13 protein-coding genes are annotated in these 14,684 nt (G+C 38.0%); 11 read left to right on the top strand and 2 right to left on the bottom strand.

Annotated features, from left to right (window positions below):
• The first annotated feature begins 508 nt into the window (after window positions 1–508).
• Complete coding sequence (locus H6G96_RS12240) at window positions 509–1,120, top strand: helix-turn-helix transcriptional regulator (RefSeq protein WP_190911703.1); 612 nt, start codon at window positions 509–511, stop codon at window positions 1,118–1,120.
• A 314-nt stretch (window positions 1,121–1,434) separates the two neighbouring features.
• Here the strand turns inward: H6G96_RS12240 and H6G96_RS12245 are convergent, their stop codons facing one another.
• Window positions 1,435–1,917, bottom strand: coding sequence for a DUF4168 domain-containing protein (locus H6G96_RS12245; protein WP_190911704.1), 483 nt, complete (start codon window positions 1,915–1,917; stop codon window positions 1,435–1,437).
• Between the two features lie 109 nt (window positions 1,918–2,026).
• A complete protein-coding gene (holA, locus tag H6G96_RS12250) occupies window positions 2,027–3,016 on the bottom strand; it encodes a DNA polymerase III subunit delta (protein ID WP_190911705.1) in 990 nt (329 codons plus the stop codon).
• Between the two features lie 214 nt (window positions 3,017–3,230).
• Between holA and H6G96_RS12255 the strand changes: the two genes are divergently transcribed.
• The 10 genes from H6G96_RS12255 (at window position 3,231) to H6G96_RS12300 (ending at window position 14,610) form a co-directional block, all read left to right on the top strand.
• Window positions 3,231–4,019, top strand: a complete 789-nt coding sequence (locus tag H6G96_RS12255; RefSeq protein WP_190911706.1) for a DUF1868 domain-containing protein — start codon at window positions 3,231–3,233, stop codon at window positions 4,017–4,019.
• A gap of 709 nt (window positions 4,020–4,728) precedes the next feature.
• Window positions 4,729–5,742 (top strand): PstS family phosphate ABC transporter substrate-binding protein, encoded by a 1,014-nt coding sequence (locus tag H6G96_RS12260; RefSeq protein WP_190911707.1) that lies wholly within the window; start codon window positions 4,729–4,731, stop codon window positions 5,740–5,742.
• 111 nt (window positions 5,743–5,853) lie between these two features.
• Window positions 5,854–6,768, top strand: coding sequence for a phosphate ABC transporter permease subunit PstC (pstC, locus tag H6G96_RS12265; protein ID WP_190911708.1), 915 nt, complete (start codon window positions 5,854–5,856; stop codon window positions 6,766–6,768).
• A 1-nt stretch (window position 6,769) separates the two neighbouring features.
• Window positions 6,770–7,693 carry a phosphate ABC transporter permease PstA gene (gene pstA / locus H6G96_RS12270; RefSeq protein WP_190911709.1) on the top strand — a complete coding sequence of 308 codons (924 nt, stop codon included), beginning with the start codon at window positions 6,770–6,772 and terminating at the stop codon, window positions 7,691–7,693.
• A complete protein-coding gene (pstB, locus tag H6G96_RS12275) occupies window positions 7,687–8,481 on the top strand; it encodes a phosphate ABC transporter ATP-binding protein PstB (protein WP_190911710.1) in 795 nt (264 codons plus the stop codon). The genes pstA and pstB overlap by 7 nt, the downstream gene beginning before the upstream one ends.
• 1,125 nt (window positions 8,482–9,606) lie before the next feature.
• Complete coding sequence (locus H6G96_RS12280; RefSeq protein ID WP_190911711.1) at window positions 9,607–10,386, top strand: phosphate ABC transporter ATP-binding protein; 780 nt, start codon at window positions 9,607–9,609, stop codon at window positions 10,384–10,386.
• A gap of 184 nt (window positions 10,387–10,570) precedes the next feature.
• A complete protein-coding gene (locus H6G96_RS12285) occupies window positions 10,571–11,860 on the top strand; it encodes an NYN domain-containing protein (protein ID WP_190911712.1) in 1,290 nt (429 codons plus the stop codon).
• 81 nt (window positions 11,861–11,941) lie between these two features.
• Complete coding sequence (locus tag H6G96_RS12290) at window positions 11,942–12,646, top strand: SDR family oxidoreductase (protein WP_190911713.1); 705 nt, start codon at window positions 11,942–11,944, stop codon at window positions 12,644–12,646.
• Between the two features lie 106 nt (window positions 12,647–12,752).
• Window positions 12,753–13,838, top strand: a complete 1,086-nt coding sequence (hppD, locus tag H6G96_RS12295; protein WP_190911714.1) for a 4-hydroxyphenylpyruvate dioxygenase — start codon at window positions 12,753–12,755, stop codon at window positions 13,836–13,838.
• 79 nt (window positions 13,839–13,917) lie between these two features.
• The gene (locus tag H6G96_RS12300; RefSeq protein ID WP_190911715.1) at window positions 13,918–14,610 is read left to right on the top strand and encodes an HAD family hydrolase; all 693 of its coding nucleotides are present in this window, start codon (window positions 13,918–13,920) and stop codon (window positions 14,608–14,610) included.
• Window positions 14,611–14,684: the final 74 nt, after the last annotated feature.

The raw sequence follows: 14,684 nt of genomic DNA on the forward strand, positions 1-14,684 counted from the left end.
CATGAATAATTGTTGTCTTTTGGAGCGATCGCTATTTAATAGAAGTGGCTTCAATAGGCAAGATAATGGCTTCACCTCAAAAAAGCCCGCTCTTTTCCTCCTTTAGTCCGTGTCAACGGGATAAATAGTACAGGCGGAAATAAGCAGATCATTGAAAATCCATAAATAGCTTATTCCATAATACTTTTGAATTTTGAATTTTGACTTTCGCCTTGCGGTAATAGGGGGGATAACTTAGTTTAAAGTTGATTGGAAGTAAATTCCGAAATAGGCAATTGTAGAGTTGTATTTAAATTATGTAATCTAACTTAATTCGAACAAACTACATAAATGGCAAATTGAGTATCTCAAAGAAATAGTCTTAACAAAAGTTGTAGTTGCTGCCATTAGCATGATTTATCTTTATCACCCAATTTATTTAGATAATCATGCAAAAAATAGATAGTGCATCTTTCAAACGCCATAAAGCTAACTAATAAACAGTATTTTATACATTACAGTTTTTATTATGATCGCCATAAACAAGACATTATTAAAAACATTAGCTGAACCACAAAAACTAGAAAGTATTGACTTATATGAATCGAAGCGAGCTGATTTTTTACAAGAAGTAATTGAAGGTTTAGAAGACGGTATATTAATTTTAAACCACACTGGTGAAGTAGTTCATGCTAATGCATCTGCTCGTCGCCTTTGTTGTAAATTTAATCAAGGCAACTTCAACCAAAATTTTGTACCATCAGCTATCTGGAACCTTTGTGAATCGTTGTTCAATAACCGAGATTTGTTTTCTGACAAACTACTAATTTTGTCGGATGAGATTGTGCTTGATAAGTCAAATATTTTTCGGATTAGGGTGAGACTGTTAGATTTAGATGGGTTTGAAGTACCTTGTTTATTGGTGACTATAGAAAATCAATATGAATCTGTGAAAAATGTAGCACTCACTGAAGTTAAAAAATTTGACCTAACGCCCCGAGAAGCTGAAATTTGGTTTCTCTATCGAAGCAACTACAGCTACAAAGAAATTGCCACTAAGCTTTACATCACCATAAACACTGTGAAAAAGCACATGAAAAATATTCACACCAAGCGCCAAGCAAATATGTCTTATGATTGAATGGTAGTAGGGTATCGAAGAATTCAGAATCAATGAGTGAGAAATTCAAAAGAGCCACTCACTCATTGAATACCACTAAAGATGCATATTTAGTGGTGGTTTTAAAGCCCTGGATTCAGATGTTTTCTTGTTCAAAATTCATGGTTTTATTCTTCCTTGATAAAAATTCATTTGTAAAATGTAATAAATTATTAGTGATTAACCTAATATTCAAAAACAAGTATTTTATGAATCAATACTCGCAACGTTTTGTAAAAAATCAATACTAAACCTACTATCTCCCCCTTTTATGCAAGTGTTTTACGCCATTTTGACTACGGAGATTCAGGACTTTTTTGTAGACGGAGTAAGGTATTGTAAACCTGCCGTTTTAAGATATCGTTATTTTGTAGTTCTATAGTAATTTTGTTGAACTGCTCAAATTTCAACCCATTAACTTGGACAATTTCTTGAGCGTGCTTACAGTAATTCACTGCGATATCTTGAGCCTTCTTTGGAAGACCACTTATGCTGTTAGGATCGTTACAAACAATCTGGGGAATTTCTCCATTACCAATAAGTTTTTTAATTTCTTCAAAGGCGTTTTGGCGGGCTGGCTCCATTGCTAGCACGGCTTGAGCATAGCTGTCGATTTCAGTATTGTTAACTATTGGTGGTGGAGTTTGACCATAAGCTTTTGAACTCAATGAAAACGCATTAGAAATTACACTCACAGCTGCGATCGCACCGAAAAAGAATGATTGGGAAAGAATTCGTTTTCGGCTATATCGGGGAAATAAATCAGAAATTTTTTTCATATACTATGTGACAGAGAACTACATCAGGGATATTATAAGGACTTTGAATTATTTTCGGAGTTGGAAGTTCCAGCAACTGTTCAATTCATTAAGCTTTTATATTTGATTGTCAACTTCCTCGGCAAACTTGGCAAAGTTCAATTACTTTAGTCTGGAGTGTTAGCATTTCTGATGCTCCTTGCTTGAGACTGACTTCTAACTCCAGTAGTAGGGGTAAACAAGAAATTAGCTGTTGTACAGAAAGAAGCTTGATTTCTTGCTGTAAAAAGTAGATCCGTTTGGGATTACCAATATCAGCAGCAGTAGCGATCGCTTGTTGATTGCGCTCACCACTTTCTATCATAATCTTCACCCAGAGCCAGGTGCGAAATTGTCCGATCAGCGTGGCAACTATCCGTAATCCCGGCTCGGAAGCATTGTTCAGATCCGCCAAGGTTGTCAAAGCTTTAGCTGTATCTCCTGTTCTAATTGCTGCTGCTAATTGTAAACTATTTTGAGTAGTATTTCTTACTAACTTCGTAACAGTATCTGTATCTAAAGGTTTGTTACTACCTTGGGCATATAGGCGCAGTTTTTCTAACTCATTATAAAGAAGACGTGTATCATTTCCTACAGATTCTGCCAATAAGTGGGCAGTATTGGCAGTCAGTTTCACGCCCACAGTCTGAGCTGCTTGATTAACAGATTGCACCAGCAATTCGGTTTTCCAAGGTGGAATGAGGGAAAATTCTCGGAATTCGGTGGCAAATTGTTTTAACAATTTCGTGGATTTGAGGCGTTCATCTGGCTTATTGCGGCTGGTGAGCAATAAAAATGAGTTTTCGGGAATGACTGGTAGCGATCGCACCAGTTCCGCTAAAACATTCTCTGGACAGTGCTGGCACAGGGTAGTATTTATCAGCCATACCAAGCGCCCACCAGCCCCAAAAGTGGGTGTCATGACCTGATTTAACCCCTGGATAGCAGCATCAGCTTGATCTGGCGTAAATGAAGTGTAATTAAAACTTATCCAGTCGGGATCGAGGACGCGATCGCGCAGCATAGCGATCGCCTTTTCCATAGCAAAATCATCCTCACCCCAGTAAACATAAATTGGCATAGACTAACCTCGTATATTAGGGCGTTGGGCATTGGGCATGGGGCATTGGTGAAGAGTTAATATTTATAACTCCTAACTCCTAACTCCCCACTCCCCACTCCCCACTCCCCACTCCCCACTCCCCACTCCCAAAACTAAATACTTTTGAAATCATTCTGTTAATTAAGGTAATTTTCCCTAAAATCTATCAAGTGAGAGCATGAGGCTATGAAGATTGGACGACAACTATCAAACTTATTTAAATCGGTTAGCAAGGCTGACGCTGCCAGAAGCCTACAGATCCCAAGTCCAGCATATCCAGGAATCTTCTAAATTTCAGCCGCATTCTGGGTTGAGACAAGCAGTGTCCTTTCCTGGCTATACGCTAATTACCCCGCCGGCAGAAGAAGAATCACAAAACTCTGCTTTCTATGCCAAATTACAGACTTACCAACAGGAACTTTTACAGTTGCCTGTAAGCCGTGATTTGATTGTGCCTCTAACTCCTGCGAGCTTTCATCTGACTTTAGCAGATTTAATTTGGGATAATGCTTACCTTGATGCCTGCGAAAAAAATCCCAAATTTGACGAGGAGTTACACTCTTGTTTAGCTGAAATGTTTCAGCAATATCAACAATTGATGACAAATAGGAGTCATCCGATTAAATGGCAAATGCTAGGACTGATACTGATGCCAAGAGCTATAGCCGTTTGTTTAGTACCTCAAGATGAACGCTGCTACGAGGAAATTATTAAATTTCGCCGAACAATTTATCAAAATCCCAAGTTGATTGCTTTGGGTATTGAGCAGCATTATCACTTAACAGCCCATGTTACATTAGCCTACTTTGGGGAGGTTTCATCTGACTTAGACCGCACAAGTTTCAGCACGATGCTTTCTCAGCTGAATGAACAATGGCTGTTAAATTTGCCAGAATTTTTGATCAATCGCGTCGAATTGCGAAAGTTCGACAATATGACACGCTATTATCGTGAACCAGACTGGCCGATTTTAGATTTTTAGTTAATTGATTAGTTAGTAGTCAGTAGTCAGTAGTTTTTACTCGCTGACGACTGACTACTGATTATTAATTATGTCTGTGGTAATGTATTGCAGCCGCAAGGAAGCATAAAAAGACGAACAACGACAGGAAGTTTTGATTTCAACACATATTTTAGCGAGGTTAAATATATCAAAGTATGTATATGAGCTATCTATAGTAAAGGATATTCGCTAAAAATTAGAAGCATAAAAAAGTGGTTTCTGTACTTTTATAGTTTATAAATTTTCATCATAATAATCTTTAAGAAGAGCTTTGAATCAGTCAAATAGTACCGTCTAAAAAGTATTAAAATTTGGTTTTATACCCAAAAATAAAATTTTAAATTATAATTATTTACTCTAGCAATATCTGCCTTATCTTATAAATTATAAATTTTTAATTTCTGTTCGCTCTATAATAACAGTTTGAACATTTTATAAAGTTAATACATTGATAATTGCTATTTAGATGGCTCCGTACTACTATTATTTTGGCTAAGAAAATTATCAATTTCAATTAATCTATAATTAACTTTTAATTAACCTTTGATTAACTTATTCACTAACTGCCAAGGTTATATTCTTGACTATGAACAACCGGGTTATTCACTAGATTTTTAACTTGAAAAATAGTTATTTTTTGAGGTGAATTAGCGGAAATTTAATTGTTCAATCAACTAGTAATCTTTTTATGAACAAGATGAACTTTAAGCTTAACAGCCTGACAGTATTAGGTATAGTCTCATTGGTAGCCGCCTCCTTTGGTATATCAATATCTGCGGTTCATTCCCAAAGCGTCAGCACAGTTACGGTTGATGGTTCTAGCACCGTTTTCCCAATTACGGAAGCAGCAGCAGAAGACTTCCAAAAGGCGCAAAGAGGCAAAGTTAGAGTTACAGTAGGCGTTTCTGGTACTGGCGGCGGCTTCAAAAAGTTCTGTCGTGGCGAGACAGATATCTCTGGTGCATCTCGTCCCATCCTACAAAAAGAAATCGATGCTTGCAAAGCTGCTGGCATTCGTTATGTCGAACTACCAGTAGCTTATGATGCTTTAACAGTAGTGGTTCACCCCCAAAACTCCTGGGCAAAAAATCTCACAGTTGCCGAATTGAAGAAAATTTGGGAGCCTGGGGCACAGGGCAAGGTGAACAACTGGAATCAGGTTCGTAACGGATTCCCCAATGCACCACTGAAGTTGTTTGGCCCTGGTGCAAACTCTGGAACCTTCGACTACTTTACCGAAGCTGTTGTTGGCAAATCGAAGGCTATCCGGGGTGACTTTACTGCAAGCGAAGATGACAACGTACTTGTACAAGGTGTTAGCCGTAACAAGAACGCCCTTGGTTACTTCGGTTATGCCTATTATGCAGAAAACAAAAATAAACTGAAGGCAGTGCCAATTAACGGTGTATTACCTTCGGAAGCAACAGTTAAAAATGGCTCTTACAATCCACTATCTCGCCCCATTTTTATCTATGTCAGTTCTAAGTCTATTGACAAACCAGAAGTAAAGCAGTTTGTGCAATTTTACTTGCAGAATGCAGCTAAGTTTTCTCAAGAAGTAAAATACATTGCCCTGCCAGCATCAGCATACACTACCGCTCAAAATCACTTCAATAAGAAGAGATATGGCACTATTTTTGGTGGTCAAGAATCAGTTGGGCTGAAGATTGAAGAATTATTAAGCCGTGAAGCTAAAGAATAAGCCTAATTGTGAATTTTGAATTAGTTCAAAATCTGCAATTTATCAAAGGGAGGTGTAGTACCTCTCTTTGTCTATTTAAATTCATTATCTCAGGAGCGATCGCATTTCAGCATGAGTAGTGCAAAACAAACTCAAATTTCTCGAAAGCTAGCGCGTGATTTGCAAGAACGGGCTATTGAGTCTGTCTTATTTCTAGCAGCACTCTCTTCTGTGGCAACTACAATAGCCATTCTCGGTATTTTAGTTTACGAGTCTATAATATTTTTTCAAAAAGTATCTTTATGGGAATTCCTTACAGATACACAGTGGACACCTTTATTTGACGATAAGCATTACGGAATTTTACCGTTGGTAACAGGAACATTAGTTACTACATTAGTTGCTTTATTAGTAGCAGTACCGTTAGGTACGATTATTGCTATTTACCTAAGTGAATTTGCTTTACCCATCGTTCGGGAAATTGTCAAGCCAGCTTTAGAACTGCTGGCGGGTATCCCTACAGTAGTTTACGGTTATTTTGCCCTCTTATTTCTCACACCCCTATTGCAGGTAATTCTGCCAGATTTACCTGGTTTTAATATGTTAAGTGCGGGGCTAGTCATCGGTATTATGATTATTCCTTATGTCAGTTCCCTGAGCGAAGATGCCATGCGTACAGTACCCGCACATCTACGCGAGGCTTCTTATGCAATGGGGGCTACCCGCTTCCAGACAGCTTTGCGAGTTATATTACCAGCTTCTATTTCTGGCATTTCTGCCGCTTACATTTTGGGAATTTCTCGTGCGATCGGTGAAACGATGATAGTAGCTATTGCTGCGGGTGGACAACCAAACCTGACCCTTAACCCGATGGAACCAGCCGCTACAATGACAGCCTACATTGTATCGGTAAGTCTCGGTGACCTGCCTCATGGCAGCCTGGAATATCAGACTATCTTTGCAGTTGGACTCACGTTAGTGCTAATGACTTTAGTCTTCAACATCATTGGTTATTTTCTCATCAAGCGCTATCGAGAAATTTATTGATATGACAACTCTCAATATTCAAGAAGTCCGTAAGACTATTAACCGCAATAAGCGATCGCAACATATTTTCAACCTTATAGGGCTGTTGTCAATGCTGATTGGCATTGTCACATTACTGGCACTATTATTGGATTTAATTACCGATGGTTTCCCACGTCTTTCATGGCAATTTTTGACTTCGTTTCCCAGTCGTAGGGCAGAAGAAGCGGGCATCCTCTCAGCTTGGGTGGGAACGCTTTTGGTTATGTTTGTAACATCTTTAGTAGCTATACCCATTGGTGTAGCTTCAGGGATTTACTTAGAAGAGTATGCCCGAAAAAATTGGTTGTCTGATTTAATCGAAATTAATGTGACCAATTTAGCTGGTGTTCCTTCAATTATTTACGGACTTTTAGCTTTGGGTGTATTTGTTTATGGATTAAACCTCGGTCGAAGTATTATTTCTGCCGGGTTTACCTTGGCGTTATTAGTTTTACCAGTAGTCATCGTTTCTACCCGTGAGGCTGTGCGTGCTATACCAAATAGCATACGTGAAGCTGCTTATGCGGCAGGGGCTTCTAAGTGGCAAATGATTTGGGATCATATTCTGCCTTACTCAACGGGCACAATTCTCACTGGTATTATTGTTGCCTTAGCACGAGCTATTGGTGAAACTGCACCTCTAATTACCATTGGTGCACTCACCTTTATAGCCTTCTTACCAGAACCACCAATTACTGAGCAGTTTCCCTATATATCCTTATCTTGGTTACTTGCTCCGTTCACAGTTATGCCCATTCAAATGTTTGATTGGGTATCTCGTCCCCAAGCTGAGTTTCAGGTGAATGCAGCAGCAGCAGGTATTGTTCTAATTGCCATTACTTTGGCCATGAACGCTGCGGCAATTTATATCCGCTATCGTTTACGCAAAAAAATCAAATGGTAGAAATTACATCATCAACCCTAGAAAAATCAATTAAAGCTTCGGTTAATTACTTGAATTTCTACTACGGTGGAACAGTTCACGCTCTCAAAGACATTAATATGTCAGTGGGTGACAAACAAGTAACGGCGCTGATTGGCCCTTCTGGATGTGGTAAAACCACCCTGTTACGTTGTTTTAATCGAATGCACGACCTCTACCCCGGAAATAGCTATAAAGGGGAAATCACTCTCAAACCAGATGGGATTAACCTCCTCGGTAATAAAGTTGACCCAATTGAGGTACGGATGCGGATTAGTATGGTGTTTCAAAGACCCAATCCTTTTCCTAAGTCAATTTATGAAAATGTGGCTTATGGTCTAAAGGTAAGGGGTGAATCAAAACGTGCAGTCCTTGATGAGAAAGTAGAGAAAGCTTTGCATGATGCAGCTTTGTGGAATGAAGTAAAAGATCGCCTAAATGATTTAGCTTTTAACCTTTCCGGTGGTCAACAGCAGCGATTGTGTATCGCCCGTGCTTTAGCGACTGACCCTGAAATTGTTCTATTTGATGAGCCAACATCAGCCTTAGACCCGATAGCTACCGCCAGCATTGAAGAGTTAATTAATCAATTGAAAGAAACGGTGACGATTTTGATTGTGACTCACAATATGCAGCAGGCAGCTCGTGTTTCTGATTACACGGCGTTTATGTATTTAGGTGAATTGATAGAATTTGATCAGACAAAAAAGATTTTTAATCACCCCTCGAAGCAACAGACGGCAGACTATGTGAATGGTCGTTTTGGATAAGAATATTTTCTAGAAAAGTAAAAAACTTGCTATATCTGGTTTCCCGGATGCTTGTCACTCCTTCAGGCGATGCCTACGACAGGCAAAGCCAAAGCGTTTTGCGAAAATAGAAGAAGTTAAGAATGATAATCATTTAAAAGTTGAGAAAAAGCGCTTGCTATCGACAAGCGCTTTATTTTTTATTTTTGTAATAAATTTAATAATGATTAGACTTTTTAGGTATTTAGTGAGTCTGTAGCGTTAAGGATATAACATAAACTCTAGAAGCATTTTCAACCTATGTTCCCTACATTAAACTGTTACAGATACTACAATGGTAGTAAACTGGTACACTCTAGAGAGAGTTTGCTTTACCTGTATTTAACAACTAGATTTTGCCAGTTTGGAGACTTAGTTTAACCCAGACATAGCTTCCAAAAACTGGAAATAGTTATTAAGTTTTACATATTGTTATATAATTCTTTTTAAGAAAAAAGCACAAAAACTTCAATTCAATAAGTTATCTTAGCTAAATAAAAAATTTTTGAAATACTAAAATTAATATTTTAGTGACTATATCGAACGATAAAAATATCCACTTAGTTCTTTTTAAAATATTTTAAATAATCCTATAAAATTAAACTTTAACTATAAATGACGATGTACAAATGCAATTAAAATATAGATTAAAAGCCGTGATTTATTGATTTTAGAAACTATTTTTTTAATGAGGATATACTACTAATGGAGCGAGCAAATTAAGTAGGCTTACAAAGTACAACAACTACAAAATTGAGATAAAAATTTTGCTTTTTAAAATACCCTTGATCTTTATAATATTTCTATGGGTTTGTTCAGAAAGCTTAAGGCATAAATACAGGATAAGTAAGGGTAAAAATTTTTCTACTTTCTCCCTTAATCAAAAATTATTAGTCAATGTAAGTAAAATGAGTAGAAAAAGGTTGTAAAAATGAATTTTGGGACACAACCCTATATAAAAATATAGTAACCGTTTATTTGCTGCATGGCTACTACGTAACTATGTAATTTATATGAACATCTACTTTTCAGATTAACATAGTGAAACAGCGTTGCTGATTTGTACTGTTTTACTGAATCAAGTTTTGTTTCACACGTTTTAGGAATATGAGTAAACTAATTCCAGCCATAAGAGTCAAAAACTTCAGCTTCTATTACGACAGTCAAAAGATAGTTGAAGGCGTGTCAATGGATATTTACCAAAACCAGGTCACGGCAATTATTGGTTCTAGTGGTTGTGGCAAGTCTACTTTTCTTAAATCGTTAAATCGCATGAGTGAATTAGAAGCAGATGTGAAGGTTGAAGGAAAAGTAGAATTTTTTGGGCAGAGTATTTATGAGCGTCGTGTCAATATCAATCGCTTACGTCGCCAAGTTAGTATGGTTTTTCCCAAGCCTAATCTTTTTCCCATGAGCGTTTACGATAACGTTGCTTATGGAGTGAAATTAGTTGGATGGCATCCGAAAGTAGAATTAGATGGAATCGTTGAATCTGCCATCAAAACTGCTGAACTTTGGGATGAAGTCAAAAATAAGCTGCACAAATCTGCTTTAGAACTTTCTGGTGGTCAACAACAAAGATTATGTATTGCTCGTGCTTTAGCAGTCAAACCTAATGTTTTGTTGATGGATGAACCTTGTTCAGGCCTTGATCCTGTCGGTAGCATGAAAGTTGAGCATCTAATCCATAACTTGCGTTCTGAGTTGACAATTGTGATAGTTACTCACAATATGCAGCAAGTTACTCGCCTATCTGACTTTACGGCTTTTTTTCATAATAATGAAAATCGTATTACTCAAATGGTTGAATTTGGTACTACAAGCAAAATCTTTACTAACCCTGTAGATTCTCGCACCCGCGACTATGTTTTCGCTCGCGTCTGTTGAAGTGTTTCTAAAATTCTAGCTATTCAAAGGGTTGCTAGATAGTCTTGCGGAAATTAGGGATTAAATTTAATTTCCGCTTGTTTTGAGTTTTTCCTGTGTTGGGCAATGCAGACTGACATTGACAGTCTTTTTTTATACTATATACTTAAAGAAAAGTATCTGCCTAGACCACCTGAACCATAAGATGAAATGTCCTCTGTGCGAATCTACTTCATATTATAAAAATGGTCGTCGCAATGACCAGCAGAATTACCTCTGCAAAAATTGTGGCAAACAATTCCTTGAGACTGCATTACCTGATTCTCTGGAAGGGGACTTGCTAACTAACAGCAATGGACATACTAAACTATCTATGACTGATGCGGCGGAACTTTCTTTAGTAAAAAACCTGCCAGAAGAAAAAATTGCAGAGAAAGGTCTTGGCTCTTTTAATTTTAAATTAGCTGAAGAACTGCTGCAAATGATATTATCGCCTGATTGGTTAGAATATTCTGTATTTAGACAATTACTCTTGAAAATTCAGCAAAACAATGAAATTAAGCATAAGTTAGAAACAGGAATATCTCTTCTCATTTTGGATGCAGAAAACTTAAAATTAGATATTAATTCAGAATTATTTTTAGCCAGCATTTGTGAATATCCACTCCAAGTTAAAATTGCATTTGCTAACTGGAAAAATCCCAGTATTGGGAAGCAAGATATTGAACTATATAATCGTGGTTATCAACTTTTCCATGTCCCTGAAGGTAAAAATAGTGCTGATGCAAAAATGATTGCATTCGGTGCTTGTGTATTACGCTCTTATCCAACACTTAAAGAAATATTTGTCTGTTCTAACGATGGAATTTTAAACCATCTTTGTAACGAACTCCAAAATCAAGGATTAATTGTCTATTGGGTACGTAGGCAAGGACAAAATTTGTATATAGACAACCGGAATACTGGCAAATCAACTCATTATTCTTTGCCAATGGCAACAAAAGTTACATCTTTTGAAAAAGTGATTGATTCAATTCAAGATTTAATTAAAACTGAAGAAGAATCAATCAATGCTAAATTAAACACTTTAGTAGATGTTGCAACTTTATTTCAAGAAAGATGCGAGATTAATATTAAACATAATTTAAATCAACCAGAAAAAGAGAAATCAACAGCTGTTGTAGATAACTCATTTACTGAATCTATTAAAGACCAAGAAAAGCAAGAAAATTTGACGGAAATCTCTACTGGAAAAATATTAGATAAATTATTATTGAAAATTATTCAAGATATACAAAATAAGTCTCCTAAAAATAAATTATCTGTGTCCACATTAGGGACAGAGATACGGAAAATTACCGGAGAATCTCCTAATTCAATTATTGAAAAATTAAACTTAGGTTCTAGTTTTCTTAAATATCTAAAATCATCTCCCACATTTACATTAAAGCCGAATGGCAAAGAATACGAGGTAACAGCACTATTCTGCGAGTAAATACTTTCTGAATGTTTACGTACAACCTGAGCCTGTAATTCAGTATTATGTAAAAAGATATAAAGAAATGTAAATATTATAATGCAGGATAAAGTCGTTGTTATTGTCGGTGCTACTGGTGGTATTGGTTCAGCGTTAACACACAAACTTGCGTCTACTGGAGTTCGGTTGGTACTGGCTGCGAGAGATGCGGTTCGTTTAACAACACTGGCAAATGATTTACCAGGGCAAGTTTTGAGCGTTCCCACCGATATTACTGACCCGCAACAGGTAGATACTTTGATAGAAAAGACGATCGCTGAGTTTGGTCAAATCGATATTTTAGTGAATGCGGCTGGTGCTGGTATACTCAAGCCTTACAACAGCCTGGAACCTAGTGATTTAGACAAGATGTTAGATGTCAACTTGAAAGGCAGCTTTTACACCACTCAAGCGGCTGCTGAAGAGATGCAAAAACGCAAGTCTGGTCACATCTGTAACGTGGTTGGAATTCTGGGTAAGCATTCGATGGGAATGGCAGCAGCTTATTCTGCTTCTAAGTTTGGTGTTGTCGGTTTTAGCAAATGCATGGCAGAGGAACTCAAGCGTTTTGGTATCAAGTTCACGCTATTCTACTTTGGTGGGGTAAATTCTCCTTTCTGGGATAACGTCAACCTAAAAGTAGACCGGAAAAAAATGCTCAGTCCTGAAACTGCTGCCAATGCAATTTTCTTTGCCCTTTCTGCCGAACCGCAAGCTGTGCCAATGGAAATTAATATTCAACCTGATAGTCATTTGTTTTTTTAAAGTGGCAGTACGACTGCATAATTCTTGCCTGAGAAAGACCTGAAAATTTAGCAAAAAAGGCAAAATTTACAGAGATATAAGCTGTTATGCTGGATTTTCAGTATCTATGAAAATTGATCACGTTCATTTCTATGTAGAAGACGCCAAAGTATGGCGGGATTGGTTTGTACACCATCTTGGTTTTCAACCAGTAACCGATCGCATTAGTTCATTTCACACTTGTACAGAAGTGGTGAAGAGTGGTGCTGTCTGCTTTTTTCTGTCTTCACCACTTTTACCCACAAGTCCAGTAGCTGAGTTTCTGCGTCAATATCCACCTGGTGTGGCAGATGTCGCTTTTGCTGTCGAAGATGTAGAAACCGCGATCGCACAAGCTCAAAAACACGGTGCTACAATCCTACAGCCCACCCAGGAACGCCAGGTGGGTACAGCATTCCTCAAGTGTGGCAAAATTGCCGCCTGGGGTGGACTGACTCATACGTTGATCGAAAGGTCATTGGTCATTTGTCCATCGTCATTTGTAACTAACATCAATGACAAAGGACAAATGACTAATGACAACACTTTTACCGCTATAGATCACGTAGTGTTAAACGTGGCAGTTGGTGAATTGGAAAATGCTGTCGCTTGGTACGAAAATATCTTAGATTTTCAACCTCAGCAGGCTTTTAAAATTAAAACCAATCGTTCTGCTTTACACAGTCAAGTCATGGTTTCGCACAATGACAGCGTCCAATTGCCAATTAATGAACCAGCTTCCAAAAATTCCCAAATTCAGGAGTTTTTAGATGTCAATCGCGGGCCGGGAATTCAACATATTGCTTTGCGGACGACTAATCTTGTGAGTGCGATCGCTAAATTTCGTACCAGTGGTTTATCCTTACTCTCAGTTCCCCAAAGCTACTACTCGCAGCTAAAACAACGTCCAGGATTGCCTCTATCACTTTTAGAACTAGAAGCGATCGCTCAACAAGAAATTATGGTCGACTGGCAAGAATATGCTCCTGTAGAGGAACAACAAACCGCGCCCTTATTACTGCAAATTTTTACTCAGCCAATTTTTGAACAACCGACATTTTTCTTTGAGTTTATTGAACGTCGTTTCCAAGCTCAAGGTTTTGGCGAAGGTAACTTTCGCGCCTTATTTGAAGCTATTGAAAGCGAACAAATCAAACGCGGTACGCTGCAATAAAATGCAGATACTAAATTTATCTCTCAAAAAATAGCCATACATCTGAGATAAACTTAATAAAAATTAACTTTTACCGCCGATGCTAAGACTTATTACTGACTTCGACGGCCCAATTATTGATGTTTCCGAACGGTACTACCGTGTTTATCAATTCTGCTTAGAGAAAACCCGTCGCCCAGACCAAGTAGTGCAAGAACTTCCGAAAGCGGAATTTTGGCAGTTAAAGCGATCGCGCGTTCCCGAAAAACAAATTGCCTTGAATTCTGGCTTAGATGAAGCCCAAGCCCAAGAATTTGCCCAGTTGCGGCGGCAAACTGTGCATACAGAACCCTACTTTGACTATGACACTCTCGCGCCTGGTGCTGTGGATGCACTGTTAAAAATTCAACAAGCTGGAATTGATTTAGCAGTTATGACCATGCGCCGAGTTCGGGAACTAGATTATGCCTTCAAAAAACACGATTTAGGGAGATTTTTTCCAGAAAATCGTTGTTATTGCTTGAGTAATGACTACGTTAAAACTCGTGATATTGAAGATAAGCCCTTGTTGATGGCTAGGGCTTTAAAAGAACTGCCCCCGGCTACTGATACCTGGATGGTGGGAGATACCGAAGCCGACATCACCGCAGCTAAAAATTATGGGATTAAGGTGATGGCTGTAGAATCTGGCATCCGCGATCGCATCCAATTGGAACTTTACTACCCCGATTTAATCGTTAAGGATTTTAGCACTGCTGTAGATTTAGTACTAAAGCCTAAAAATCTTGTCTAAAAAAGCTCTGTAGGTGCAACAGACAACAGATTAAATTAATCAGTATTTAGGTTGCCAATTAAAATAGGAGCCAG

The sequence above is a fragment of the Nostoc sp. FACHB-892 genome (assembly GCF_014698795.1).
GTDB lineage: Bacteria > Cyanobacteriota > Cyanobacteriia > Cyanobacteriales > Nostocaceae > Nostoc.

Excerpts from the sequence above, each read along its gene's own strand:
- H6G96_RS12285 (WP_190911712.1), top strand. The coding sequence starts at position 10,571 with ATGAAATGTCCTCTGTGCGAATCTACTTCATATTATAAAAATGGTCGT.
- H6G96_RS12240 (WP_190911703.1), top strand. The coding sequence starts at position 509 with ATGATCGCCATAAACAAGACATTATTAAAAACATTAGCTGAACCACAA.
- H6G96_RS12290 (WP_190911713.1), top strand. The coding sequence starts at position 11,942 with ATGCAGGATAAAGTCGTTGTTATTGTCGGTGCTACTGGTGGTATTGGT.
- pstB (WP_190911710.1), top strand. The coding sequence starts at position 7,687 with ATGGTAGAAATTACATCATCAACCCTAGAAAAATCAATTAAAGCTTCG.
- pstC (WP_190911708.1), top strand. The coding sequence starts at position 5,854 with ATGAGTAGTGCAAAACAAACTCAAATTTCTCGAAAGCTAGCGCGTGAT.
- H6G96_RS12280 (WP_190911711.1), top strand. The coding sequence starts at position 9,607 with ATGAGTAAACTAATTCCAGCCATAAGAGTCAAAAACTTCAGCTTCTAT.
- pstA (WP_190911709.1), top strand. The coding sequence starts at position 6,770 with ATGACAACTCTCAATATTCAAGAAGTCCGTAAGACTATTAACCGCAAT.
- H6G96_RS12300 (WP_190911715.1), top strand. The coding sequence starts at position 13,918 with ATGCTAAGACTTATTACTGACTTCGACGGCCCAATTATTGATGTTTCC.
- H6G96_RS12245 (WP_190911704.1), bottom strand. The coding sequence starts at position 1,917 with ATGAAAAAAATTTCTGATTTATTTCCCCGATATAGCCGAAAACGAATT.
- hppD (WP_190911714.1), top strand. The coding sequence starts at position 12,753 with ATGAAAATTGATCACGTTCATTTCTATGTAGAAGACGCCAAAGTATGG.
- H6G96_RS12260 (WP_190911707.1), top strand. The coding sequence starts at position 4,729 with ATGAACAAGATGAACTTTAAGCTTAACAGCCTGACAGTATTAGGTATA.
- holA (WP_190911705.1), bottom strand. The coding sequence starts at position 3,016 with ATGCCAATTTATGTTTACTGGGGTGAGGATGATTTTGCTATGGAAAAG.